Origin of the sequence: Larkinella terrae, assembly GCF_009668025.1 — a bacterium.
GTDB classification, from domain to species: domain Bacteria; phylum Bacteroidota; class Bacteroidia; order Cytophagales; family Spirosomataceae; genus Larkinella; species Larkinella terrae.
Genome location: NZ_WJXZ01000012.1, coordinates 207,343 through 229,697 on the forward strand (window position 1 = coordinate 207,343; position 22,355 = coordinate 229,697).

The following is a 22,355-nucleotide window of genomic DNA, read 5'->3' on the forward strand; positions in this document are numbered from 1 at the left end:
GGTTTTCAATTTCTTATGACCATCAAACTTGTCGGCAGAAGTTTTCTTTGCCGGTTGCTGACCGGAATCGGTTGCGGTTTTCTGCTGGGAACTTCCCTGGCCATCGCCCAACCGCTTCAGCCCGGCCCGCACGACCTCCGGTTTGCGCAACTTCCAACCCGCTGGGACGAAGCCCTGCCGCTGGGAAATGGTGTTTTGGGCGCGCTCATCTGGCAGAAAAATCAGCGGTTGCGGTTTTCGCTGGATCGTGCCGATCTGTGGGATCTGCGCCCAATGAAGGGACTAGACCGGCCCGAATTCAGCTACCAGTGGGTGCAGGATCAGGTCCGGAAAAAAGAATACAAAATCGTTCAGGAGTATTTCGATAAACCGTACGACACGGAGCCGGGCCCGACCAAAATTCCAGGCGCGGCTCTGGAGTTCAATACGGCGGCTTTGGGTCCGGTAACCTCGGCCCGCCTGATCATTCAGAATGCCGTTGCGGAAGTAAAATGGCAGAATGGAGCGGTTTTGCGTTCATTTGTCCACGCGACCGAACCGGTTGGCTGGTTCCGTTTCGAACAGATTCCGGCTGATTTTTCCTTCGAACTCCTGCCGCCCGCGTACGGGAAAGCCATTGAGGAAAAAGCCGAAAACGCCGTTGTCGATGGCGACGATCTGGTGCGGCTTGGCTATGCACAGGGAAACGTCGTTCGACAGAAAAACAAAATCACGTATCATCAAACCGGCTGGGGCGGTTTTTCCTACGACGTGACCATTCAGTGGACGCAGAAAGGAACAACGCTGGAAGGAACCTGGACGATCGCTTCGCACTTTCCCGAAAAGAAAAAAAACGCTGTTTCGGCCAAAACCGGTCCCCAAACCTATGCCGCCGATCTGGCTGCGCACCGCAGCTGGTGGCAGCGGTTTTGGGCTAAATCGGCCGTTCAGGTGCCCGATTCGTTGCTGCAAAAACAGTGGTATCTCGAAACCTATAAATTTGGCGCTACCGCCCGCGCCGACGCTCCCCCGATTTCGCTGCAGGCCGTCTGGACCGCCGACAACGGCCGCATTCCGCCCTGGAAGGGTGATTATCACCACGATTTAAACACGCAATTGAGTTACTGGCCGAGCTACAGTGGGAATCACCTGACGGAAAGCATCGGTTACCTCAATCACCTGGAAGAAAATTTGCCGGTTTACCGCGCTTACACGAAGCGGTATTTCGGAACGGATGGTCTTGCGGTGCCCGGCGTAACGACGCTGACGGGCAAGGAAATGGGCGGCTGGATTCAGTATTCGCTCTCGCCCACGGTTTCGTCCTGGCTCGCGCACCATTATTATTTGCAGTGGAAATATAGTCAGGATGCGGTTTTTCTGCGTCAGAAAGCTTATCCGTGGCTGAAAGGCGTGGCCCGGCATCTGGAGCAGCTCACGGTGCTGGATGAAAGCGGCAAACGCAAATTACCCATTAGTTCCAGCCCGGAAATCAAGAACAACAGCCTGGAAGCCTGGTTTCCGACCAACACCAATTACGATCTTTCGCTGATGAAGTTCGTCTTCAAAGCCGCCACGGAAATGGCAACGGTTTTGGGCAATCAGTCCGACGCCCAACACTGGCAAACAATTCAGAATCAGTTCAGTGATTTTGCGATGAGTGACCAGAAAGAACTGATGTTTGCCGCCAGTTTGCCCTATAACGAGTCGCACCGGCACTTTTCACACCTCATGGCGATCCATCCGCTGGGGCTGATTCGGTGGGAAGACGGGGAAAACGCGCAGCAGATTATTAAAAATTCGCTGGCGCTGCTCGACCGCGTCGGGCCGGACTGGTGGTGCGGTTATTCCTACGCCTGGCTGGGCAGTTTGAAAGCGCGGGCCAAAGACGGATCGGGAGCCGCCGAAGCCCTGCAGACCTTTGCTTCCGCGTTTTGTTCCGTCAATTCCTTCCATTTGAACGGCGATCAGACCAAATCGGGGAAATCGAAGTTTACGTACCGGCCATTTACGCTGGAAGGCAATTTTGCGTTTGCCGCCGGTTTGCAGGAAATGTTGCTGCAAAGTTATGCCGGTTTTATCGAGGTGTTTCCGGCCATTCCTGCAAGCTGGAAAAACGTCGGTTTCACGGACTTACGAACCGAAGGGGCTTTTCTGGTCAGTGCCAGACGGGCCGCCGGAAAACCGGATGGCGTCACGGTCAAATCGGAGAAAGGCGGGACGGCCCGATTAAAATTACCGTTTAAAAATTACGTCGTCAAAGCGTCGCAACGGGCGTCGGTCGAAAAAAGCGAAACCGGTTTTGTCACAATTAAGCTGCAACCGGGTGGTTCGGTAACATTCGGTAATTAAGCCGCTTTTGCCCCTAAATCCCCTAAAGGGACTTGGGCGCTCAAGTATCCTGATTTAAAAGTCCCCTTTAGGGGATTTAGGGGCAAACTAATCAGTTGTCTTTTCGCCGGGTGGTGTCTTTCTTTTCCAGCGAAACCCCTACCCCGAAGGCATTCGGATCGCTCGGCGGCCGAACCCGGACTTTGCGTTTGCCCCGGTTTTCGCGCGCATTGATCACCGTGCCGGGCGTCGATACCGGGTCTACGGCGGGCGTCGTCAGGGGTGCGCTGTTCGAGGGTGCCACAATGGGCGAAATGGTTGTCGGCAACTGTTGCGGTTTTTGCCGTACGGTATCGCTCTGTCCATAACCAACAACGGCCGAAAAGCAGCAGGCAAGAAGTATTAAAACCGGGCGTTTCATAAAAAGATCATTTGCTCAATGAAACGAATTGTGCCCGGTTTTGTTAGAATCAACGGTATTGCGCTTCCGAAAACCGCATAAAGCGTGAACCGACAAACCCAAAAATCATCACACAACATGAAGTACAACCTATTGGGAAACACCGGATTATTGGTTTCCGAACTCTGCCTGGGCACCATGACGTTTGGAGGCAGCGGAGGAGGTATGTGGGGCGCGATTGGTCAACTGGATCAGGAACCGGTCGATCAACTTCTCAAACGCTCGGTCGATGCGGGCATCAATTTTATCGATACGGCCAATGTCTACGCCGAAGGGAAATCGGAACAACTGACGGGGCAGGCCATCCGGAACCTCGGGCTGAAACGCGACGATCTGGTGCTGGCCACCAAAGTGCGGGGAAAAATGGGCGAAGGCCCGAACCAGATCGGGTTGAGCCGCAAACACATTCTGCAACAGGCCGAAGAAAGCCTGCGCCGACTGAATACCGACTACATCGACCTCTACCAGATTCACGGTTTTGATTTTCTGACGCCCCTGGAAGAAACGCTCCGGGCGCTCGACGATCTGGTCAAAAGCGGCAAAGTTCGCTACATCGGCTGCAGCAACCTCGCAGCCTGGCACCTGATGAAAGCCCTGTCATATTCCGATCACAAGGATCTGGCCCGGTTCGTGTCGCTGCAGGCGTATTATACCATTGCCGGGCGAGATCTGGAGCGCGAAGTGGTGCCGCTGTTGCTCGACCAGAAAGTAGGTTTGATGGTGTGGAGTCCGCTGGCGGGCGGTTTTCTGAGCGGCAAATACGGTCGGAATAAACAGCCGGACGATGCGCGTCGGGTGAACTTTGATTTCCCGCCGGTCAACAAGGAAAAAGCGTACGACATCATCGATGTCATGGAGTCGATAGCCGCCGAAAAAGGCGTTTCGGTCGCGCAGATCGCCCTGGCCTGGCTGCTGCACCAACCCGCCGTTACGACGGTGATCATCGGTGCCAAAAAACCGGAACAGCTCGACGACAACCTCAAAGCCGTCGACGTGGTGCTGAGTGCCGACGACCTGAAAAAGCTGGATGAAATCAGCCAGCTGACGCCCGAATATCCGGGCTGGATGGTAAACCGTCAGGCAGCCGATCGAAAAAAATACGTGCAATAACGCAAAAAAGGCCAGGTCGATCCTGGCCTTTTTCAATTTCGGAAAACCGGAATTTCCTTATTTCATCACAACCAGCCGCGTGGGGGTTTCAACCGGGACCGAGCCCAGATTCACTTCTTTGCGGATGCTGCCTTCATTCGATTTTACTTCCAGTTCATACTTTCCATCCGGCAACTCTGCCACGTTCAGTTTAACGGCATACTTCTGTTCTTTTTTACCCACGTATTGCTGAAACATCACCCGGTTGCTGGCGTCGCGCAACAGAATCTGTACGGGCTCCAGCGTTGATTTTTCGACCGCAACCCGGATCTGGCTGTTGACGGTTACGTAGGCGCTGGCGTCGAACGAAAGGGTTTTGGGGGCGTTGCCATTGTCGACGGGAGTGGTGCTCAAAATGGCGGTGCAGATCAGGTTACTCAGTAAGTTCATCATGATATTTGTTGTTTAGTATGTGTTGTTATGTCTTAGAGTTGTTGTTTACATGTTCGATTATCTAATATGCCAACGCCGTGCCAACGAAATTTAAATTTCGCAACTAATTGATAATCAGCGAACGAATAAAATGTGCCAACCTTTTAAGTGTACGCAGCCGGACAGTTACTGTTCAGTTGCGGACAAAACCGTACACATTCTGAAAAACTAACCTCCTTTTAATGGTATTGATGTTTGTAAAAACATTAACTTTCTGCCTGCTTACAAATTACCTTGAAAACCATAGGAATACACCATGAAAAAAATCCTTCTCTGCCTGACTGTCTCGCTAGTAACCGCCGGTTTTTCCGCTCATGCAGTTGCCGCATTTCCTTCCTCTGCTCCCACTGCAATTGTTCTGATTGATGCTGATTCAACGGCCGCCCTGCTCGACAAAGCCGTGACGGCCAACGCCAAAGGTGCCAAAGCCGAAACCGTTCAGGCGCTGCAGGCCGGAACCGCAGCCCTCGAAACCGAAGCGAAAAGTACTACGGGCAGTTTCAAAGACAAATTGCTGGCGCAGGTGGCCAATCTGAAAAAATTGCTGCCGTTGGCACAGAGCGGTTTATTGAAAGGCGATGTTTTGCAAAAAGCCGTCAGTCTGGCGAAAACCGCCCTCGGTGCCGGTCAAATCGAAAAACTGATGGGGGGCGGCAATCTGGTCTCGAAAGTGGCCAGTTTGACCAGCAATCTGAATCTGGTGAAAACCGGTCTGTCCGTATTGGGTGGCAGCAATGCCAGCACCGGCAACTCGCTCGTCACAACGGCGCTGGGCGGCCTTTCGAAACTGAGTAAAGGGGGCGTAGTGGCCAAAGCTGCCGAACCCGCCGTGAAAGGCCAACTCGATAGTGTCCTGGGCTTTGTCAAAGGCATTTTATAAAACCGCCATTCGCCCAAAACCATCAAAAAAGCCCGGTGCAGACGCCCCGGGCTTTTCCAGTTCAACTCTAACCCTTAAACACACACAAACTGACTTTGATTGAATTAATATCGAACACTGAATAGCGAATAAAGAATAACGAAGTGGCCTCGCAGATTACACTATTTCGTTTTCGCTATTCAGTGTTCGATATTCGTTATTAATTTCTCTTCACTGGCCAATCGTAAACGCATATCCAATCGAGGCACTCAGCCCGCGGTTGCGGATGGGGAGTTGGATGAACGGCAGATCATACTGACGCGAAAAACCGTGTTCGTAGCGCGATTCAACAAAGAACTTCCCGGGGCCTACTTCGGCGCTCAGACCGAGCCCGCCAATGGCGCTGAAATCCCAGCGGTTGTAACCGATCGTGTTCATATTCATGTCAACATCAATCGGTTGGCTCCGGAAAATACCGCTGGTTCGGGTCCGAATGCGACCGTTTATGGCGTAACCGGCCGCGGCCCCCGCCAGCATATAGACCTGAACCGGGCCCTCGTTCAGATTGATTTTGGCCAGAACCGGCAGTTCCAGGTAGCGCGTCTGATAGGCTACCCGCGCACCCAAAGGCAAATCCCAGTTGCCAATCGGCAGATTAAATCCTTCGTCAATCACGAATCCTTTCTGAACATACGAAACTTCGGTGCGGATACTGACGCGGTTGCCGACCGGTGCTTCCAGGAAAATCGCCCCCGTCGGGCCGGGCGACAGACGGAATTTCGGCGAGAAACTGTCTAAAAATTCGGGTTTGGAAACCGCTCCCCAATTGGCTCCCGCCCGGAAACCGACCTGCACCTGAGCCGAAGCGGTTTGAAGAATGAAAAAGGTTAGTGCGGCTATGCCTGCCAGTGTAAATCGTTTCATGATCGGTAAAATATAGGTTGGTTGTCCGATGGCAAACCGCTAGTTTACGTTCTGATTTCTGCGTTGTCGGCTGGTTGTGCAATCTGGCTCTTGGACAGGCGTCGGCAACAATGGATTAATACGGCAGTTTATTTTATTCGCATTTATTTCCAATTTCGTATGCGTATAGTACTTTTTACCGAAAACATTGTATTGCTTTTGTAGCTTTATAGATTGGTATCGCCCGACTTACTTCGTATGATGTACAAGAAGCCAACCCGGTATAGCTTTCTGCCAAGACCGCTCGATAGGCTGGATTTTATCGGTATTTTCGAACGGGACCCATTCGGTAATTCGCTGTTTATCAAGCGGATTCTGATGGCTATTGTCGGCTGGGTTACCTATTTCCGGTATACGCTCTACAATAAATTAAAGATTGAAGGAACGGAATACCTGGAGAACCTGCCCGTCAACAATGTGATTTTCCTTTCTAACCACCAGACTTACTTTGCCGATGTCATTGCCTTTTACCACATTTTCTGCAGTGTGAAATGGGGCTTCCGAAACTCGATCGTTCTGCCGGTTTACCTGCTCTGGCCCCGCGCCCGGAGTTATTACGTAGCGGCCAGCGAAACGATGAATGGCGGTTTTGTCCCCCGCGTTTTCGCCCTGGGTGGGGCAATTCAGGTAGAACGTTCCTGGCGGGCGAAGGGGCAGGACGTCAAACGGGAAGTGGATAATACAGCCAACGACCGGATCGCGATGGCGCTCGAACACGGCTGGGTGATCAGTTTTCCGCAGGGGACCACCAGTCCTTACGCGCCAATCCGGAAAGGCACGGCGCATATTCTGAAAAACAACAATCCGATTGTAATCCCGGTGGTGATCAACGGTTTTCGACGAGCCTTTGACAAAAAAGGGCTGCGGTTTAAAAAGCGGAACACGGAATTGAGCGTGCGCTTCAAACCGCCACTGGAATACAGCGTCGATGAATCGGTGGAGTCGCTGGTCGATAAAGTGCGCGAAGCCATCGAGCAGGACGTCCCGAAAGAAATGACGTGGCTTTAACTAGTCAAAAATCCAGCGGAAGAGCAGATACAGCGTAAAGGACAGGATAATCGAAACCGGCAAGGTCATCACCCAGGCGAGGGCAATGTTCCGAACCGTGCCGCCCTGCAGGTTTTTGATCCCTTTGCTGGCCACCATACTTCCGGCAATCCCCGACGACAGCATGTGGGTTGTACTGACCGGGGCTTTGTAGAGCGTGGCCAGGGCAATCGTCGTAGCGGCCACCAACTCCGCCGAAGCTCCCTGGGCGTAGGTCAAATGCTGTTTCCCGATTTTTTCGCCAATCGTCACCACAATCCGCTTCCAGCCGACCATCGTTCCTAAACCGAGCGAGAGGGCAATCATCAGAATCACCCAAAGGGGCGCGTAATCCGTAAACCGGCGTAGCCCGGCTTTTTCGTTCAGGTTGGTCGTCAGCGTCGTGATATCCGTCGCGCTCAGATCCACATCTTCGCTTTCGATCAGTTTCTTCACATTGTTGTTAATCAACAGCAAATCCCGGCGAATCTGTAACCGCTCGTCGGCTTTGAATTTACCATCGACAAGCGGAAGCGAGATAACCTGCTGCAAATCAGCAATCTCGGTTTTTGTACTAACCAACCGACCCCGATCGGTATCGGACAAACCGGTCGTGTCGATTTTGTTGACGATCTGCGAAATCTGTACCAGATTTCCCCGCATCGTCGTCGGGTCGATGTTGTTATTGAGTGCAAAATAAGCCGGAGTAATTCCGATCAGAATCAGCATGATCAGGCCGACGCCTTTCTGCCCGTCGTTCGAGCCGTGGAAAAAACTAACGCCCGTACAGGTCAATATCAGAATGGAGCGAATCCAGGTCGGCGGTGGCGCATTTTTCTTGGGTTCCTTGAAAAGGTCTTTGTTACCCACCAGTTTCCGCAGCAAATACATCAGAATAATGGCGAGGCTAAAACCGATCAGCGGAGAAAGCAGCAGCGCTTTCCCGATTTTTTCGGCTTCCTCCCAGTTCACCCCGCCCCGCTCGCCAGCCGCGCCCATCGTCGAAAAAGCCAGGCCAACGCCCAGAATCGAACCAATGAGGGTGTGGGAGCTGGAGCTGGGCAGACCGAAATACCAGGTACCCAAATTCCAGATAATGGCACTGAACAGCAATGCCAGCACCATCGCAATGCTGTGGTAGACGTTCTGATCGACGAGCAATTCGACGGGGAGCAGGTTGACAATCCCCATGGCGACACCAATTCCGCCCATTAATACGCCCACAAAGTTGCAGATGCCCGACCAGACGACGGCGATGTTGGGCTTCAGGGAGTTGGTGTAAATAACCGTTGCGACGGCGTTGGCTGTATCGTGAAAACCGTTGACAAATTCAAATGCGCAGGCAGCGAAGAGACAAAGAGCGAGGAGGATAAAAATATCCGTTTCTAATCCGAACATGCAGATACAAGTCTGTAGTACTGAGTCTTATTGAAAAGCTCAATCAAAATATGCCTCAAAAGTACGGGAAACTTTCGAGGGCAATGTTAACTAAATGTTAAGCAATAACCGCTACGGTTTGTAAAATTGTCTGTGTTTGTACTTAATTCTGAATGATTTGGAGCCTGCTTAGTTCACAAAACCAGATGCAACGTTATTGCTTCCCGGCCAGTTGTCCGCAGGCTGCATCGATGTCTTTGCCCCGGCTCCGACGAATATTGACGATGACGCCCCGGTCTTCCAGAAAACCGGCAAAGTGATCAAGCTTATCGGCATCCGTATTGGTAAAATCCGCTTCGGAAATCGGGTTGTATTCGATGATGTTGACTTTTGCGGGTACTTTTTTGGTAAACTGCCACAATTCCTTGGCGTCCTGCAAGGTATCGTTAAAATTGTTGAACACGATGTATTCAAACGTCACCCGCGTACCGGTTTTTTTGTAGAAATAATTCAGAGCCTCGGCCAGCGCGGGCAGCGAATTGCTTTCGTTGATGGGCATAATCTGGTTCCGCTTGTCGTCGTTGGCGGCATGCAACGACAACGCCAGGTTGAATTTTACCTGATCGTCACCCAGTTTTTTGATCATTTTAGCTATTCCGGCGGTCGAAACCGTAATCCGTTTGGCGGCCATGCCCAACCCGTTCGGCGAGGTAATCCGCTCGACGGACTCCAGCATGTTCGCGTAGTTGAGCAGCGGTTCGCCCATGCCCATATACACGATGTTGGTCAAACCGGTTCCGTAGGCTTCTTTGGCCTGCTGATCGATGGCCACCACCTGATCCACCATTTCGCTGGCTTCCAGGTTGCGTTTGCGATCCATGTAGCCCGTTGCGCAGAACTTGCAGGTCAGCGAGCAGCCCACCTGCGACGAAATACAGGCCGTCATGCGGTTATCCTCATCCTTCCGCAAGGCCGGAATCAAGACGCCCTCGACCAGATTGCCGTCATACAGCCGGAAGGAGGATTTGATCGTTCCGTCGTCGCTTTGTTGTTGTTTGGAAACCGCCAGCGTGCGCACCTCAAAATGTTCGGCCAGCAATTGCCGCGTTTTCAGCGACAGGTTGGTCATCTCGTCAAACGTTCGCACTGAGCGTTTCCAGAGCCATTCCTGAATTTGTTTCGACCGAAAACCCTGTTCACCGTGGCCGGTCAGCCAGGTTTTGAGTTGGTCTTCGTTGAGTTTTCGTATATCCTGCTTCGTCGTAATCATCCTTCTTTTTCTTCTTCCGCCCCGGCATCTTCCGTGTCGGCATCGCCGAAATTCCGCGAGAATTCTTCCTTTTGTTTGCGAATCCAGTTCGTACCGATGGGAATCCAGCCCGAGGTTACGTCCATCACTTTCGGCGCAACCGGTTTGATCACCGGATACAGGTACGTTTCCTGGGTGTGTTTCACGGGCATCCGTACGCCCATCCAGGTTAACAACCAGAGCATTACACTAATTCCGAAAACCCAGGTAAAAATTCCGACGGCGGCCCCGGCCAGGCTGTCGAAGGTACCCAAAAGCGTGTATCTGAGCGATTGGCGCAACGAAATGCCGATGCGATTGATCAGAAAAACCGTCGGAAAAAAGATGATGGAAAAACCCAGCCACGGCAACAGCCGCCGGGCTACTTCCATGCTGATGTACGGCGCCAGCAAATCGATGCCAAATCCCAAAAACTTAAATCCCACGATCATGGCCACGATGAACGCCACAATGGCGACAATTTCCACCAGCAACCCCTTGCGGTAGCCGTTGAAAGCACCATACAGCAGCGTAATCAGGATGACAATGTCGAGAATTTTCAAATTATTAAATGGTTCTGGTGGCTAAAATGGTTTGATGGTTAAATGGTTGAAAATGGTTTGATGGTTAAAAATGGTTAGGCGGTTTTTAAACCATTTAACCATTTTTAGCCATCAGAGCCATTCAACCATCAAAACCATTCAAATCATCTAAGCAGTTAGCAAATTCTTTACCAAAGCTGAAATGGCTTTTCCTTCGGCCTGTCCGGCCAGTTCTTTCGTCGCAACGCCCATCACTTTGCCCAGATCCTGGGGTCCTTTGGCGCCAACCTTTTCAATAATAGCCTGCACGCGGGTTTTCAGCTCGTCTTCCGAAAGTTGTTTCGGCAGGTAATGTTCAATGATGGCAATTTCGGCCAGCTCGGCCTGCAAAAGGTCTTCGCGGCCCTGCGTACGGTAAATTTCCGCCGAATCCCGGCGCTGTTTGACGGCTTTGGTCAGCAGTTTCAGCTCGTCTTCGGGCTTGATGTCGCCCCCGGCCGATCCGTCTTTGGTTTCTTCCAGCAAAATCAGCGATTTAATCGCCCGCAAAGCCCGCAACCGATCCTGTTCCCGGGCTTTCATGGCCTCCTTGATATCGGTATCGATTTGTTGTTTCAGCGCCATTATGTTAGCTAAGAATTAAGAGTGATGAGTTAAGAGTTGCTTAACCCGGAACCAATAAAAGTTTGGCAAAGTTACAAAAACGACTTGTTACAACTCATCACTCTTAACTCTTAATTCATAACTCAGCAAATGACTCGTTTGAGTGTTAATATCAATAAAATTGCCACGTTGCGAAACTCGCGGGGTGGGAATAATCCGGATGTTGTCAAGGTGGCTCTCGACTGCGAGCGGTTCGGCGCACAGGGCATTACGGTTCATCCACGCCCCGACGAGCGGCACATCCGCTACAACGACGTGCTGCATCTCAAAAAAGTCGTAACAACCGAGTTCAACATCGAGGGCAATCCCGACGAGCGGTTTATCGAACTGGTGACGCGCGTCCGGCCCGAGCAGGTGACGCTCGTTCCCGATGCCGTCGATGCCATTACCTCGAACGCGGGCTGGGATACCGTCAAACACCGGGTTCACCTGACGAATCTGGTGAATCATTTTCGGGCGCTGAGTATTCGCGTCTCCATTTTCGTCGATGCCGACGAAGCGATGGTGCGGGGCGCGAAAGCAACCGGTACTGACCGGATCGAACTCTACACCGAACCGTATGCCGCCCATTACGCCGAAAACCGGGAAGCCGCCATTGCGCCCTTTGTGCAAGCTGCTAACGTGGCCAACGAACTGGGACTGGGGCTTAACGCCGGTCACGATTTAAGTCTGGAAAATCTGCGGTATTTTCACCAGAACATCCCCGGTTTGCTGGAAGTGTCGATCGGCCACGCGCTGATCAGCGATGCCTTGTACCTGGGCCTGGAAAACACCATTCAGCTGTACCTAAAAGAATTGGAATAAACTAGAGTAAAGAAGTGAGACAAGAGAAGTGAGACAGAAGTCTTATTCCCTGTCTCACCTCTCTTGTCTTACCTCTCTTGTCCATTTCATGATTCAACTCATCGAAACGCCCAACGCTCCGCTGGCAGCCGGGCACTATGCGCAGGCTACGGTCTGGAACGACCTGATTTTTGTATCCGGCCAATTGCCGATTCATCCCGTAACCAAAGAAAAACTGACCGGGCCGATCGACGAGCAAACCCGGCAGGTGCTGGAAAACGTCAAAGCGATTCTGGAAGCCGCGGGCAGTGACCTCTCCCACGTACTGAAAACGACGGTTTACATTGCCGACATCGCGCTCTGGGATCAGGTCAACGCCATTTACGCCGTTTTTTTCGGTGATCACAAACCCGCCCGCGCCGTAGTGCCTACCAATAAGCTGCACTACGGCTTTTTGATCGAAATCGAAGCGATTGCGGTGCGGAAATCACCCTGACAGCGGTTGAAAACCCTGTCAGCGGTGGTAGTGTCATCTATTCCAATTTCACCGCTGACAGGGTTTTCAACCGTATCGACGGCCCGGCGCTGTCAGGGTGTTACAACGAATAATTCCCGCGATACTGCCGTTTCACGAACTGGTTGGCGTAATCGAAGTTGGTGATTTTCATAGTTGCGCCGTCCCAGAACAGCTTTTTACGACCGGGGAAATTAAAACCGCCCCCGGTTTTCGCTTCCCGCGCCAGATAGCTGCGCGTTGCCAGATTGCCCATTAGAACGGTTTCGGTCAGCGGCCCCGATTCTTCAAACGACGAACTGGTGTAAGCGCCGTAGCCCTGTTTGCAGGCCTTGACCCATTGCTGCTGATGCCCCTCGGTTTTGCCTTCGACGAACGGTTTTTCCGCATCAGGCAACTTCTTATCCCCAAATTTTTCTTCCGGAAACAGACGCGGATTATTGCCAAACAGTTCGGCCACCAGAATGCCTTTGCTGCCGATAAACATCATTCCGCCGTCGATGTTTGAAAACACCTTTTCGTAAGGAAGTCCTTCGGGAAGCTCCGGACGAATACCGCCGTCGTACCACGAAAACTTAATTTCTTTCACCCTCCTGTCGTCCGACGGAAACGTCAGGTGAATCGCCGACGAAGGCGGGCAAACGTCGTCGTAGAAAGCTTCCTTGAAAAAGTCGGCGTAAACCGATCCCACGCTGCACTCGACCGAAGTGGGGTATTTCAGTTTCAATGCCCGGAATGGCACATCCATGAAGTGGCAGCCCATGTCGCCCAGCGCGCCGGTTCCGAAGTCCCAATAGCCCCGCCAGCGGGTCGGCATATAGGCTTCGTGGTAGTTGCGAAGCGGAGCGGTTCCGAGCCACAAATCCCAATCCACTTCCGACGGTACCGGCTGCGATTCGCCTTTGTCTTTCGGCGAGCGAACGCCCTGCGGCCAAACCGGGCGGTTTGTCCAGCAATTAACTGTGTGAACGTGTCCAATAACGCCTTTCTGAATCCAGGTTTCGATTTTCCGGGTATCGTCACCGCTGCTTCCCTGATTGCCCATCTGGGTAACAACCTTGTATTTTCGGGCAGCTTCGGTCAGCATCCGGGCTTCGTAAATGTCGTGCGTCAGCGGTTTTTCGCAGTAAACGTGCTTGCCGAGTTGCATGGCCGCCATGGCAATGGGTGCGTGCATGTGATCGGGCGTCGAAACAATAACCGCATCGAAGTTCTTCGCTTCCTTATCAAATAGCTGGCGGTAATCCTTGAAATACGGCGCGTTGGGAAACTGGGCGCGAAACTTCTTCGCCTGCCGGTCATCAACATCGCACAGCGCGACAAAATTGTCCGACCCTTTGTTATAAGCCAGCCGAATATTCACATCCGCCTTTCCACCGCAGCCCACGGCGGCCATATTCAGTTTATCGCTGGGTGCAAAAAAACCGGGGCCGCCCAGCACATGACGCGGCACAATCGTAAAACCGGCGGCCGCCAGGGCGCTGCCCTGCAAGAATTTCCGACGGGAAAGAGCGGTGAATTTCATGATGCATTCAGGAATTTAAGGGTTAGGAAAGATTGGGAACGACCCGAAAACTAGCTCAGTTTCTGCCCGATTTTCATGGCAAGCGCCATATCTCCCTGGACTTTCAGTTTACCAAACATAAAAGCCGTCATCGGGTTCAGTTCGCCGGTTCCTAATTTCTGTAAATCGCTCAGGGAGACTTTAATGGTACAATCAGCTTCCGCATCCTCGTTGGAAACAACGGCCGGGGTTTGTCGGCCATCGATATAAATACTGCCCTGATCCGTAGCCAGTTTAACGGTTGCGTCAAACCCGCTGTCGGTGCCGATCCGTCGGCGAATCTGTTCCGTGAAATCCTGTAAATTCATACTCTGTGGTTTGTTGTAGACCCAAAATAGGACAATTACCGCTAAAACTAGGCGGTTTTTTCGTTAAAAGTATACAGAATCCCGAAAAAATTAGTAAGTTCAAACCCGTTAATTAGCGCCTGAACTAATCTGAATTTTTCTGTACTGATGGAACGGTCTTCCACCGCTTTGGTTTACTTAACGGTAAACCAAATTCCTGCATTTCTGACAATTCTGTGTATATTTACCTTCTCATTCTATTCCATCAGCATAGAAGATAAGCGCCCAACGTCTTCACCGACTGTCGTTACCAGTTTAGTTTGCCGGGAGGTTCTTACAAATACGCAGGAGCAGATCCAGAACCGGAGTATTCGAAATTTGCCGACTGAGTCAGGTCCTCACTGTGTCTGATAACTAACGCATAACGATCCGGTTACTGTCAAAAAACGTGTAAAGAATGCAGGCTGAACAAACACTTCTCCGACAACTACGGAACGCCGACCCGACTGCTTTTCGCCGGGTTTACGACCGGTATGTTCAACGGATTTATTATTTTACAGTAAGCTTTCTTAAATCGCCGGAAGCCGCCCAGCAAATCGTACGCGATGTGTTTACCACTCTTTGGGAGCGCCGGAGCACGCTTGACGAAGATATTCCCCTGAATGGCTATTTATTTACGATGACCTATGGATTGGTGCTGTCGGCTTTTCGCGAGCGGCACAGCCAGTGTCAGCCGCAGGAAATTCTGCAACGCTTAACCACGCAATCGGGCACCGACACCGAGGAACAGGTGCTGTATCAGGAACTGGAACTGCTGTATCAACAGGCGGTTGCCCAACTTCCCCCGCGCCGTCGCGAAATCTACCTGCTCAGCCGCCACGAGGGCTATACTTCCCAGCAGATTGCGGATCGCATGAACCTGTCAACCCGAACCATCGAAGAGCACCTGGCCCAATCCTACGATACCTTAGGCACTTATTTTCAACGACATACGTATTAATTGAGCGAATGAGCGGTTTCCGTCCAATCACTCAATCACTCAATTAGAATGGAGGAATTGCTGGTTAAATACGTCCGGAACGAGTGCAGCCCCGAAGAAGAACAGTGGGTGATTGGCTGGTTGCAGAATCCGGACAATGAATCACGGCTGCGCGGACTGATGCGGAAGCAGTGGAGTAATCCATCGGTTTCCGGGGTCGAGTCGCCCGATTGGCAGCAAATGTGGTTAGGAATCACCCGGCAATCCAAAGATTTACCCGCCGAGCCCGAACCTCCGCTGTACCGTACGGTATGGCGGCAGATCGCCCGAATTGCCGTCTGGATCGGTTGCATCATCATTTTTGGGCTCAGCATCCGGTTTCTGCGCGAAGCCCAACTACCCGCCAATGTCATTTACCAATCCGGAGCCGACCAGTATATGCGGGTGGAATTGACCGACCGTTCGGCGGTTATCCTGAATAAAAATTCAAAATTAATCGTTTCCTCCGACTGGTCGGGGCCAAATCGTCGCATCTGGCTGGAAGGCGAAGCCGTCGTGTTGGTTGCCGAACAACCCATCGGTTTTCGGTTGTCCATTCATACCGCCGACCACGTGGTCACAGAAGCCCAGAAAGCCCGGATTTACGTCAAAAATCAAAATAAAAAGATTCGGGTCGTTGTCGAACAAGGACAGGCCAACTTCATCATCTATTACGCGGGGATGCTGGGCGAAATGAAAAAATACGCGCTGCAACCGGGCGGAATGGCGGAATACACCGAAAAATCGACCCAACTCATCCGGCGACAGGTTAACCCGCAGGCCTACACCTCCTGGGCAAGAAATGAGTGAAGGAATGAATAGGTTACGGTTTCGCTGGTAACCCCTTATTCACTCCTCCCTGCTCTCATTCCTTTATTTTTTACATTCCCGTTGGCGGTTCGGCAACCGGAACCACGGTCAGCAGCCGCTGCGTTGTCCGTTGTTGAATACCCGCCGTTTTTAACTGGAATGATTTTTCGACGGTTTCTTTCCCGTTCGTGATCTGAAAGGTATACGAGCCATCGGTCATTTCGCTCATATCGAACCGCTGACGGTATTTATCCAGGTGCCGGGGCATGCTTCCCGCATAGACGATGTGGTTGTCTTTATCGCGCAGCCGAACGACGATTTTGCTTTTTGGATCGTTGTTCTGGATGTTCACCCATACTTTCAGGGGATTTGCCGATGGATAGGTAGCGACCTGGAAGGGTTTGTTTTCAGGCGCCGATTGTGCAAAAGAAGTCGTTCCAATCAAGAGAAGGGCACCCAGAAGCAGGGCACTTGCGGTGCGGGCAATCGTTTTCATGGTGTTTAACAGGTTTGTTGTTTACTGTTCAGATTCACCAGAAAGAGGTAAGAGCCCCACCGCCGAAACGGCGAATTGGGAGAAAAGGCAGAAAAAAAGGATAAACGGGACTATGATTACAGTGATGGTTATGATAGCCTATGATTATCATAACCATCACTGTAATCATAGTTCAGGGTTCCGTGTAATTGAGGTCCTTCCCGTACGTCTCGTCCAATGTGAGTAACGACCAGAAACTGATGACAAAGCAAATAGCGCCGACAAGGGCTGCCGCCTGGATGACGCCGAAAGATACCTTGAGCGCCTGGAAAAGCGGAATGGTTAACAGGGTTGTGGCCCGAACGTTGTTGGCGATGGACGTGGTGGCGGTGGCCCGCAGGTTGGTGCCGAAATGTTCAGCCGAAACCGTCAGGAACAGGGCAATATAGCCAATGGAAAAACCGAGGCCGACGCAAACCGCGTAGAAAACCGGGATTGAGGAAATACCGGCAAACAAATAAACCGCTACAAAGACCAGATTCATCGCCATCAGCGCCCCGATGGCCTGCCGCCGGGAATGAAACCACTGGCTGAGCGGGCCGCTGACCAGATCGCCGACCGCCATACCAATATACGTAAACATCACCACCCGGCCCGGCGCAATGGGTTCGGCAATGCCCAGCGCCTTGCCAAATTCGTTGCTGAACGTGGCCAGAATGCCAATGACAAAATACGTCGGAACGGCCAGGCCCATGCAGCGGAGATAGGTCAAAAAACGTTTTCTGTTGGAAAACAGCGACCAGAAGTTGCCGCGCTGCACGGTTTGTTCCTTGATTTTCAGAAACATACCCGATTCAAAAACCGATACACGCAACAGCAGTAGCAGCAATCCCAAACCGCCACCGATGAAATAGGTAGTCCGCCAGTCAAACAGCACTACCGTAAAATAAGCGACAACGGCCCCAAACAGGCCCACACCGGCAATCAGCGAGGTTCCGTAACCACGGAGTTCTTTCGGCAAAATTTCGGAAACGAGCGTGATGCCCGCGCCCAGCTCGCCCGCCAGCCCCAGGCCAGCCACGAAACGCAAAACCGCATAGATGTTAGCGTCCTGCACAAAACCGCAGGCAATGTTAGCTACGGAATACGTAATAATAGAGCCGAATAATACCGAAAGCCGCCCGCGTTTATCGCCCAGAATGCCCCACAAAATACCGCCAATGAGCAGACCAGCCTGTTGCCAGTTCAAAACCGTACCACCAACCACCGACACCTGTTTTTCGTCCAGACCCAGATCCTTCAGGCTGGGAACGCGTACGATGTTGAACAACAGCAAATCGTAGACATCCACGAAATAGCCCAAAGCGGCCACAATAACCGGCAAGGTGAACAGCGGACGATACGATACGGAAGGAGAAGCAGAAGTCATACGAGAAGAAATGGCGTTCTTGAAATGGCAGGTAAATTCTAGTAAAGAATGATAAATGTAGAATATTGAATGTAAAAGTAGCTAGGCGCTTCTGAAACCCTCTTACATTCAGCATTTTACATTTATCATTTAAAATTCCCTACCTCCTCACTCCTCCAGGTAATTCAGGTCTTTGCCGTGCGTTTCGGGAATGGTCAGAATGGAGTAAAAGCCAATGGCGAAGCAGAGTAGCCCGACGGCAACTCCGGCATTGATAACCGCCAGCGAAGGTTTGAAATAAGCGTAGAGGCTCGTCATCAGAATAACCGTTCCGCGCACCATGTTGGGCACAGTCGTGGCGGCAGTGGCCCGCAGGTTCGTTCCAAACTGTTCGGCACCGATGGTAACAAACATGGCCCAGTAACCAATGCCAAAGCCCATTGCCAGAAAATACATGTATAGACTCGTGACGGTTTTTGGCGTCACATAGACGTAGATCAGGCTGACAAGCAGCGTAAAACCCATCAACAGAGCGACGGCTTTTTTACGAGATTCCAAGCCTTGACTGATCAAACCACTCGCTAAGTCACCGATGGCAAGGCCGATGTAACACCACATGATGGTCAGACCCGGTTTGACGGGTTCGGCAATGCCGAATGCTTTTCCGAACTCGTTGCTGAACGTCGCCAGAATGCCGATGACGAACCAGGTAGGCAGACCGATTCCGATGCATTTCATGTAGCGCGAAAACCGCTCCCAATTGGTAAAAAAGGCGAAGAAATTTCCTTTCTGAACGTGTTTCTGCTCTGACACTTCCGTAAACATTCCGGATTCGATGACCCCAATCCGGAGCAGCAACAGGCCAATTCCCATCGCTCCGCCGATCAGAAAAGCGTTCTGCCAGTTGAATAATTCGACGGTGAAATAGGCCACAACCGCCCCAAACAGGCCGATTCCGGCCACGAGCGAAGTGCCGATGGCCCGCAGTTGTTTCGGCAATACTTCGGAAACGAGTGTGATGCCCGCGCCCAGTTCGCCCGCCAGCCCGACACCGGCAACAAACCGCATGGCTGCGTAATAATCGACCGGATTCATGAAGGTGACGCGATCAATAAAACCGCAGGCAATGTTGGCAATGGAATAGGTGATGATGGAACCGAAGAGCACCGAAAGTCGCCCGCGTTTGTCGCCCAAAACGCCCCACAAAATACCGCCAATGAGCAAACCGCCCATTTGCCAGTTCAGAATAGTGGCGCCAACGTTGGAAATTTGCTCGTCGTTCAGCCCCAGATCTTTCAGGCTGGGAACGCGAACAATACCAAACAGGAGCAGATCGTAGATGTCGACAAAGTAGCCCAAAGCGGCCACAATGACGGGCAAGCCAAATAAAGATTTATACGAAAGTTTCGGCGGGGGAGGAATAGTTGACTGCATTCGTTTGGTAAAAGGATGTTAGGAAAAAATATTACATGGCAAGTTACCGATTTAGCCACATTTGACCAAGTTAATCCGCAAAGGTAGTCAGGACAAGGGCATTTAAATCGGTTGATAAGAAGTTGATTGCGTTTCGTGACGAATAAAAACCGTCAGGGCGGTGGTCAGTGTCCAGACTTTCAGAAACACCCTTGAAAAAATGAGCAATTGCTGAAAAACAAACAAGACCGCAATGCCCGCCCAACCGCTCGTTACGATCAACGATTCAATCAGGAAGTAGATAGCAAAACAAACCGCTCCTATACTCAGTAACAGCAGATATAATCCGAAAATAAGTCGGAAATGGGCGAACACGAACCGCATGGCCTGCGTGAACGCCAAAAACGCCCGTTTTTCGTCCCGGCGAAACAGCAGCACTTTGGCGTAATCGCCCGCGCAAAGCAGCAGCAAAACCAAAAAACCAAAGACCAGAAGGCAGCCCAGCAGGAGATAAATGACCGATTCTTCGTTCGATATTTCGCTCAAACTATAACCGGCTAACGCACCAATGAACAGCCCGATAAAGGCAATGACCAGAATCGCGCTCAACACGCACAGAAACAACCGGAAAAACCGGCCGAAGAAGTGAACACAGGCGGGAAAAAACCGGCTCAGTTGAAACGGTTGCCGGATGGGTCCGGAGGGAGAAACCTCCAGCAGAATACCGCCCGAAAAAAACACGCTGACAACCAGGTAGAAACCGCCCAGCCAGCGCCCAACCGCCAGCAGCGAATCGATCGCCGGGCCGCTGGTGTGTCTGAAATCGGTGTAAACCGTGTAGTCGAAATGATTCAGTAATTTCAGGTATTCCAGCGAAGAACCCGCTTCGCCCCGGAGCGTCGCATAAGCGGGTAACAACACCAGCAAACCCAGCCCGGCATTCATCCAATAAAGCCACCAAACCATCCGCCAAGACCGAATAACCAGGCGAAAGGTGCTAAAAATCAGCATAATCATTCAAACATCCATCGTTCATCTTTCCAATATCAAACCAGCCACGTCAGCCATTGCATCCAGTTTTGCACCCAGAACATCAGCTTAGCCGCATACTTAGCCGCCGGACTGCGGGGCGGGTGAACCGCAAAGCTGTTGTTGTTCAGGTTGATATCGATGTATATTTTTTGTTGCGGATCAATCCGGGCCCATTCGGCGCGGGTCTGCTGCGTGACGGTAAAGGTGTGGGAGCGAGCCTTGCCATCCCAGTGCAGAAGCTGTTCGTTTCCATCCCCGAAATGCACCAGCACCTCGACCGGCAGTTGGGCGTCGCCCTTGCGGTAAACCGTCACCGCCGACTGATAGCCACTCCCCTGCCGGACGCTGGTAACCGAATGTAGTTCATAATCACAAACCTGGCTACCGTACAAAACCTGATCGAAAAACCAGTTCATGTTCGAGCCAAACCGGTTGCCGTGTCGTTTGGTAACCACCTCATTGACAATGGCAATGAAATTTTTGGCGTTGGGATGTTTGAATTTCCAGCGTTCAAAATACGTCCGCATGATTTCGTCCATCACCGACCGACCCACCAAGCCGTCGAGCGTCCGCATCCAGGTGGCCGGTTTGAAATAAACCAGTTCGCCGTAGTAGTCATCAGGTAATTGCCAGACGTTGTTGAAAGAGGGCGCAATCGCCGGAAAATCGAGGTGAACATAGAAATTACGGGACAATTCGAGGTTGCCGACCCGGTAGCCAAGCAGTTCCACGATCGACGATTTCGGGCCGTAGGTTTCGTCCATGATCCGGCCTTCGTAATACTGGTTGAACCCCTCATCCATCCAGGCTTCTTCAAACTCATTGGTCGCCAGCAACTGCATAAAGTACTGATGGCCAAACTCGTGAATCGTTACCTGCTCCGGCAACCGAAGGGTCGGGGGCATTCCCCAGCTCGTTCCGGCGGTGATGAACGTCGGGTATTCCATGCCCGCTGCGCCCATCGCCCAAACGGGCGGATCGACGATGGTCAGCGTTGTAAACGGATACCGGCCCAGGTGTTTGTCAAAGTAAGCCAAAGCGGTTTTGGCGGCTTCGATGTGTCGTTTGGCCTGACTCGCGTGTTCGGGCTGCATCAGTGCGCGGATGGCAACGTGTCGCCAGCGATCGTCGAAAATCTCGAAATCCGGGGACGCCGTACAGGCAAAATCAACCACATCTTCGGCGTGCCAGCGGAGTGTTTTGGTACCGTTCGGATTCTGTCGCTCACTTTTCAGCAAACCGGTTGCCCCGATGCGGAAATTTTTGGGCGTCGTGATGGCCACATCATAAACCCCATAATCCGCGTAAAACTCCGAATGGGCGTGAAACTGATGGCAATTCCATTGACCGCTGGTGGCATACCGGGTTCCGGCCGGTTCGTAGACCCCAATTTTGGGAAACCATTGCGCCACCAGAAAAAAGTCGCGGCTGTAGCCCGTACGGGCAAAAATCTGGGGAAGTTTGGCTTGAAAGGTAATGTCGAGCGTAATGCTCTGACCGGGTGCCAGGGGCTGGCTGAGCGGTACGCGAATGACGGTTCGGTCGTCGGAATTGGCATCGTCGGGCTGAAAAAACCGGTATTTGCCCGTCAGATTCTCCGCTGCGCCCGATGGTCCGGCGCGGGTTTTCAGCGACAGAATATCAATCTGCCCGTACGATTCCGGATTATCCCGATCGATAAAGTCGCCCCGCAACTGCCCGCCCGACTCGCGCATGAATGTCGACTGATCGTTTCGAAAGGCGTTCAGGTACAAATGAAACTGTAACTCCCGAATGACGTCGTTCGAGGAATTTTTCCAAACCAGCGTCTCCTTCCCCTCCAGCCGCTTCGTTTCCGTATTCAACTGAACCTCAATCTGATAATTCGCAATTCGCGGACTGAACGGCACCGACTGCGCCGACGCAATCCGGACGAAAAGAATCAGGAGCAGAGGGCAAAGGGCAGGGGGCAGAGGGTGTGGGGTCACCATTTTACCCTCTGCCCC

General features: G+C 52.0%; 22 protein-coding genes. 8 read left to right on the forward strand and 14 right to left on the reverse strand.

The genetic code is table 11. The annotated features are described in order from the left end of the window. The first annotated feature begins 15 nt into the window (after positions 1-15). Positions 16-2,328, forward strand: coding sequence for a glycosyl hydrolase family 95 catalytic domain-containing protein (locus GJJ30_RS19290; RefSeq protein WP_154176814.1), 2,313 nt, complete (start codon positions 16-18; stop codon positions 2,326-2,328). Positions 2,329-2,419: 91 nt separating this feature from the next. On the opposite strand, the gene GJJ30_RS19295 is transcribed toward GJJ30_RS19290, so the two are convergent. Next, entirely contained in the window at positions 2,420-2,728 is a 309-nt protein-coding gene (locus tag GJJ30_RS19295) for a hypothetical protein (RefSeq protein WP_154176815.1), read from the reverse strand. Positions 2,729-2,845: 117 nt separating this feature from the next. Here GJJ30_RS19295 and GJJ30_RS19300 point away from each other — a divergent pair, with 117 nt between their 5' ends. Continuing rightward, positions 2,846-3,877, forward strand: coding sequence for an aldo/keto reductase (locus GJJ30_RS19300; RefSeq protein WP_154176816.1), 1,032 nt, complete (start codon positions 2,846-2,848; stop codon positions 3,875-3,877). A 57-nt stretch (positions 3,878-3,934) separates the two neighbouring features. On the opposite strand, the gene GJJ30_RS19305 is transcribed toward GJJ30_RS19300, so the two are convergent. Beyond that, a complete protein-coding gene (locus GJJ30_RS19305) occupies positions 3,935-4,309 on the reverse strand; it encodes a hypothetical protein (protein WP_154176817.1) in 375 nt (124 codons plus the stop codon). A 295-nt stretch (positions 4,310-4,604) separates the two neighbouring features. Between GJJ30_RS19305 and GJJ30_RS19310 the strand changes: the two genes are divergently transcribed. Beyond that, positions 4,605-5,228: a hypothetical protein gene (locus GJJ30_RS19310; RefSeq protein ID WP_154176818.1), complete on the forward strand. Its 624-nt coding sequence runs from the start codon at positions 4,605-4,607 to the stop codon at positions 5,226-5,228. Between the two features lie 210 nt (positions 5,229-5,438). On the opposite strand, the gene GJJ30_RS19315 is transcribed toward GJJ30_RS19310, so the two are convergent. After that, positions 5,439-6,131 carry a porin family protein gene (locus GJJ30_RS19315; RefSeq protein WP_154176819.1) on the reverse strand — a complete coding sequence of 231 codons (693 nt, stop codon included), beginning with the start codon at positions 6,129-6,131 and terminating at the stop codon, positions 5,439-5,441. A gap of 237 nt (positions 6,132-6,368) precedes the next feature. Between GJJ30_RS19315 and GJJ30_RS19320 the strand changes: the two genes are divergently transcribed. Then, on the forward strand, positions 6,369-7,178 hold the full coding sequence (locus GJJ30_RS19320) for a lysophospholipid acyltransferase family protein (protein WP_154176820.1): 810 nt from the start codon (positions 6,369-6,371) through the stop codon (positions 7,176-7,178). On the opposite strand, the gene GJJ30_RS19325 is transcribed toward GJJ30_RS19320, so the two are convergent. The 4 genes from GJJ30_RS19325 to GJJ30_RS19340 all read right to left on the reverse strand — a co-directional run bounded on the left by GJJ30_RS19325 (position 7,179) and on the right by GJJ30_RS19340 (position 11,027). Continuing rightward, the gene (locus GJJ30_RS19325; RefSeq protein ID WP_154176821.1) at positions 7,179-8,594 is read right to left on the reverse strand and encodes an inorganic phosphate transporter; all 1,416 of its coding nucleotides are present in this window, start codon (positions 8,592-8,594) and stop codon (positions 7,179-7,181) included. A gap of 193 nt (positions 8,595-8,787) precedes the next feature. After that, on the reverse strand, positions 8,788-9,843 hold the full coding sequence (gene rlmN / locus GJJ30_RS19330) for a dual-specificity RNA methyltransferase RlmN (RefSeq protein ID WP_154176822.1): 1,056 nt from the start codon (positions 9,841-9,843) through the stop codon (positions 8,788-8,790). Beyond that, positions 9,840-10,424, reverse strand: a complete 585-nt coding sequence (locus GJJ30_RS19335) for a CvpA family protein (protein ID WP_154176823.1) — start codon at positions 10,422-10,424, stop codon at positions 9,840-9,842. Before GJJ30_RS19335 ends, rlmN begins: the two co-directional genes overlap by 4 nt. A gap of 147 nt (positions 10,425-10,571) precedes the next feature. Further along, the gene (locus GJJ30_RS19340; protein WP_154176824.1) at positions 10,572-11,027 is read right to left on the reverse strand and encodes a GatB/YqeY domain-containing protein; all 456 of its coding nucleotides are present in this window, start codon (positions 11,025-11,027) and stop codon (positions 10,572-10,574) included. A gap of 129 nt (positions 11,028-11,156) precedes the next feature. Here GJJ30_RS19340 and GJJ30_RS19345 point away from each other — a divergent pair, with 129 nt between their 5' ends. Then, entirely contained in the window at positions 11,157-11,870 is a 714-nt protein-coding gene (locus GJJ30_RS19345; RefSeq protein ID WP_154176825.1) for a pyridoxine 5'-phosphate synthase, read from the forward strand. 88 nt (positions 11,871-11,958) lie between these two features. Beyond that, entirely contained in the window at positions 11,959-12,345 is a 387-nt protein-coding gene (locus tag GJJ30_RS19350) for a RidA family protein (protein WP_154176826.1), read from the forward strand. Between the two features lie 100 nt (positions 12,346-12,445). Here GJJ30_RS19350 and GJJ30_RS19355 read toward each other — a convergent pair whose 3' ends face one another. Together GJJ30_RS19355 and GJJ30_RS19360 are read right to left on the reverse strand one after the other, a co-directional pair. Further along, positions 12,446-13,888 carry a Gfo/Idh/MocA family protein gene (locus tag GJJ30_RS19355; protein WP_154176827.1) on the reverse strand — a complete coding sequence of 481 codons (1,443 nt, stop codon included), beginning with the start codon at positions 13,886-13,888 and terminating at the stop codon, positions 12,446-12,448. Positions 13,889-13,938: 50 nt separating this feature from the next. Then, positions 13,939-14,235 (reverse strand): SCP2 sterol-binding domain-containing protein, encoded by a 297-nt coding sequence (locus GJJ30_RS19360; protein ID WP_154176828.1) that lies wholly within the window; start codon positions 14,233-14,235, stop codon positions 13,939-13,941. 436 nt (positions 14,236-14,671) lie between these two features. On the opposite strand from GJJ30_RS19360, the gene GJJ30_RS19365 reads away from it, so the two are divergent. Both GJJ30_RS19365 and GJJ30_RS19370 read left to right on the forward strand, forming a co-directional pair. Continuing rightward, the gene (locus GJJ30_RS19365) at positions 14,672-15,214 is read left to right on the forward strand and encodes an RNA polymerase sigma-70 factor (RefSeq protein ID WP_154176829.1); all 543 of its coding nucleotides are present in this window, start codon (positions 14,672-14,674) and stop codon (positions 15,212-15,214) included. A 48-nt stretch (positions 15,215-15,262) separates the two neighbouring features. Continuing rightward, positions 15,263-16,042, forward strand: a complete 780-nt coding sequence (locus GJJ30_RS19370; RefSeq protein ID WP_154176830.1) for a FecR family protein — start codon at positions 15,263-15,265, stop codon at positions 16,040-16,042. Between the two features lie 70 nt (positions 16,043-16,112). Here GJJ30_RS19370 and GJJ30_RS19375 read toward each other — a convergent pair whose 3' ends face one another. The 5 genes from GJJ30_RS19375 to GJJ30_RS19395 all read right to left on the reverse strand — a co-directional run bounded on the left by GJJ30_RS19375 (position 16,113) and on the right by GJJ30_RS19395 (position 22,340). After that, positions 16,113-16,538, reverse strand: coding sequence for a T9SS type A sorting domain-containing protein (locus tag GJJ30_RS19375; protein WP_154176831.1), 426 nt, complete (start codon positions 16,536-16,538; stop codon positions 16,113-16,115). Between the two features lie 172 nt (positions 16,539-16,710). Next, positions 16,711-17,946: an MFS transporter gene (locus tag GJJ30_RS19380; protein ID WP_154176832.1), complete on the reverse strand. Its 1,236-nt coding sequence runs from the start codon at positions 17,944-17,946 to the stop codon at positions 16,711-16,713. A gap of 147 nt (positions 17,947-18,093) precedes the next feature. After that, positions 18,094-19,359: an MFS transporter gene (locus GJJ30_RS19385; RefSeq protein WP_154176833.1), complete on the reverse strand. Its 1,266-nt coding sequence runs from the start codon at positions 19,357-19,359 to the stop codon at positions 18,094-18,096. 102 nt (positions 19,360-19,461) lie between these two features. Next, on the reverse strand, positions 19,462-20,355 hold the full coding sequence (locus GJJ30_RS19390) for a hypothetical protein (protein ID WP_205880586.1): 894 nt from the start codon (positions 20,353-20,355) through the stop codon (positions 19,462-19,464). 29 nt (positions 20,356-20,384) lie between these two features. After that, complete coding sequence (locus tag GJJ30_RS19395; RefSeq protein ID WP_154176835.1) at positions 20,385-22,340, reverse strand: M1 family metallopeptidase; 1,956 nt, start codon at positions 22,338-22,340, stop codon at positions 20,385-20,387. Positions 22,341-22,355 lie beyond the last annotated feature (15 nt).

Excerpts from the sequence above, each read along its gene's own strand:
- GJJ30_RS19290 (WP_154176814.1), top strand. The coding sequence starts at position 16 with ATGACCATCAAACTTGTCGGCAGAAGTTTTCTTTGCCGGTTGCTGACC.
- GJJ30_RS19295 (WP_154176815.1), bottom strand. The coding sequence starts at position 2,728 with ATGAAACGCCCGGTTTTAATACTTCTTGCCTGCTGCTTTTCGGCCGTT.
- GJJ30_RS19300 (WP_154176816.1), top strand. The coding sequence starts at position 2,846 with ATGAAGTACAACCTATTGGGAAACACCGGATTATTGGTTTCCGAACTC.
- GJJ30_RS19305 (WP_154176817.1), bottom strand. The coding sequence starts at position 4,309 with ATGATGAACTTACTGAGTAACCTGATCTGCACCGCCATTTTGAGCACC.
- GJJ30_RS19310 (WP_154176818.1), top strand. The coding sequence starts at position 4,605 with ATGAAAAAAATCCTTCTCTGCCTGACTGTCTCGCTAGTAACCGCCGGT.
- GJJ30_RS19315 (WP_154176819.1), bottom strand. The coding sequence starts at position 6,131 with ATGAAACGATTTACACTGGCAGGCATAGCCGCACTAACCTTTTTCATT.
- GJJ30_RS19320 (WP_154176820.1), top strand. The coding sequence starts at position 6,369 with ATGATGTACAAGAAGCCAACCCGGTATAGCTTTCTGCCAAGACCGCTC.
- GJJ30_RS19325 (WP_154176821.1), bottom strand. The coding sequence starts at position 8,594 with ATGTTCGGATTAGAAACGGATATTTTTATCCTCCTCGCTCTTTGTCTC.
- rlmN (WP_154176822.1), bottom strand. The coding sequence starts at position 9,843 with ATGATTACGACGAAGCAGGATATACGAAAACTCAACGAAGACCAACTC.
- GJJ30_RS19340 (WP_154176824.1), bottom strand. The coding sequence starts at position 11,027 with ATGGCGCTGAAACAACAAATCGATACCGATATCAAGGAGGCCATGAAA.
- GJJ30_RS19345 (WP_154176825.1), top strand. The coding sequence starts at position 11,157 with ATGACTCGTTTGAGTGTTAATATCAATAAAATTGCCACGTTGCGAAAC.
- GJJ30_RS19350 (WP_154176826.1), top strand. The coding sequence starts at position 11,959 with ATGATTCAACTCATCGAAACGCCCAACGCTCCGCTGGCAGCCGGGCAC.
- GJJ30_RS19355 (WP_154176827.1), bottom strand. The coding sequence starts at position 13,888 with ATGAAATTCACCGCTCTTTCCCGTCGGAAATTCTTGCAGGGCAGCGCC.
- GJJ30_RS19360 (WP_154176828.1), bottom strand. The coding sequence starts at position 14,235 with ATGAATTTACAGGATTTCACGGAACAGATTCGCCGACGGATCGGCACC.
- GJJ30_RS19365 (WP_154176829.1), top strand. The coding sequence starts at position 14,672 with ATGCAGGCTGAACAAACACTTCTCCGACAACTACGGAACGCCGACCCG.
- GJJ30_RS19370 (WP_154176830.1), top strand. The coding sequence starts at position 15,263 with ATGGAGGAATTGCTGGTTAAATACGTCCGGAACGAGTGCAGCCCCGAA.
- GJJ30_RS19375 (WP_154176831.1), bottom strand. The coding sequence starts at position 16,538 with ATGAAAACGATTGCCCGCACCGCAAGTGCCCTGCTTCTGGGTGCCCTT.
- GJJ30_RS19380 (WP_154176832.1), bottom strand. The coding sequence starts at position 17,946 with ATGACTTCTGCTTCTCCTTCCGTATCGTATCGTCCGCTGTTCACCTTG.
- GJJ30_RS19385 (WP_154176833.1), bottom strand. The coding sequence starts at position 19,359 with ATGCAGTCAACTATTCCTCCCCCGCCGAAACTTTCGTATAAATCTTTA.
- GJJ30_RS19390 (WP_205880586.1), bottom strand. The coding sequence starts at position 20,355 with ATGATTATGCTGATTTTTAGCACCTTTCGCCTGGTTATTCGGTCTTGG.
- GJJ30_RS19395 (WP_154176835.1), bottom strand. The coding sequence starts at position 22,340 with ATGGTGACCCCACACCCTCTGCCCCCTGCCCTTTGCCCTCTGCTCCTG.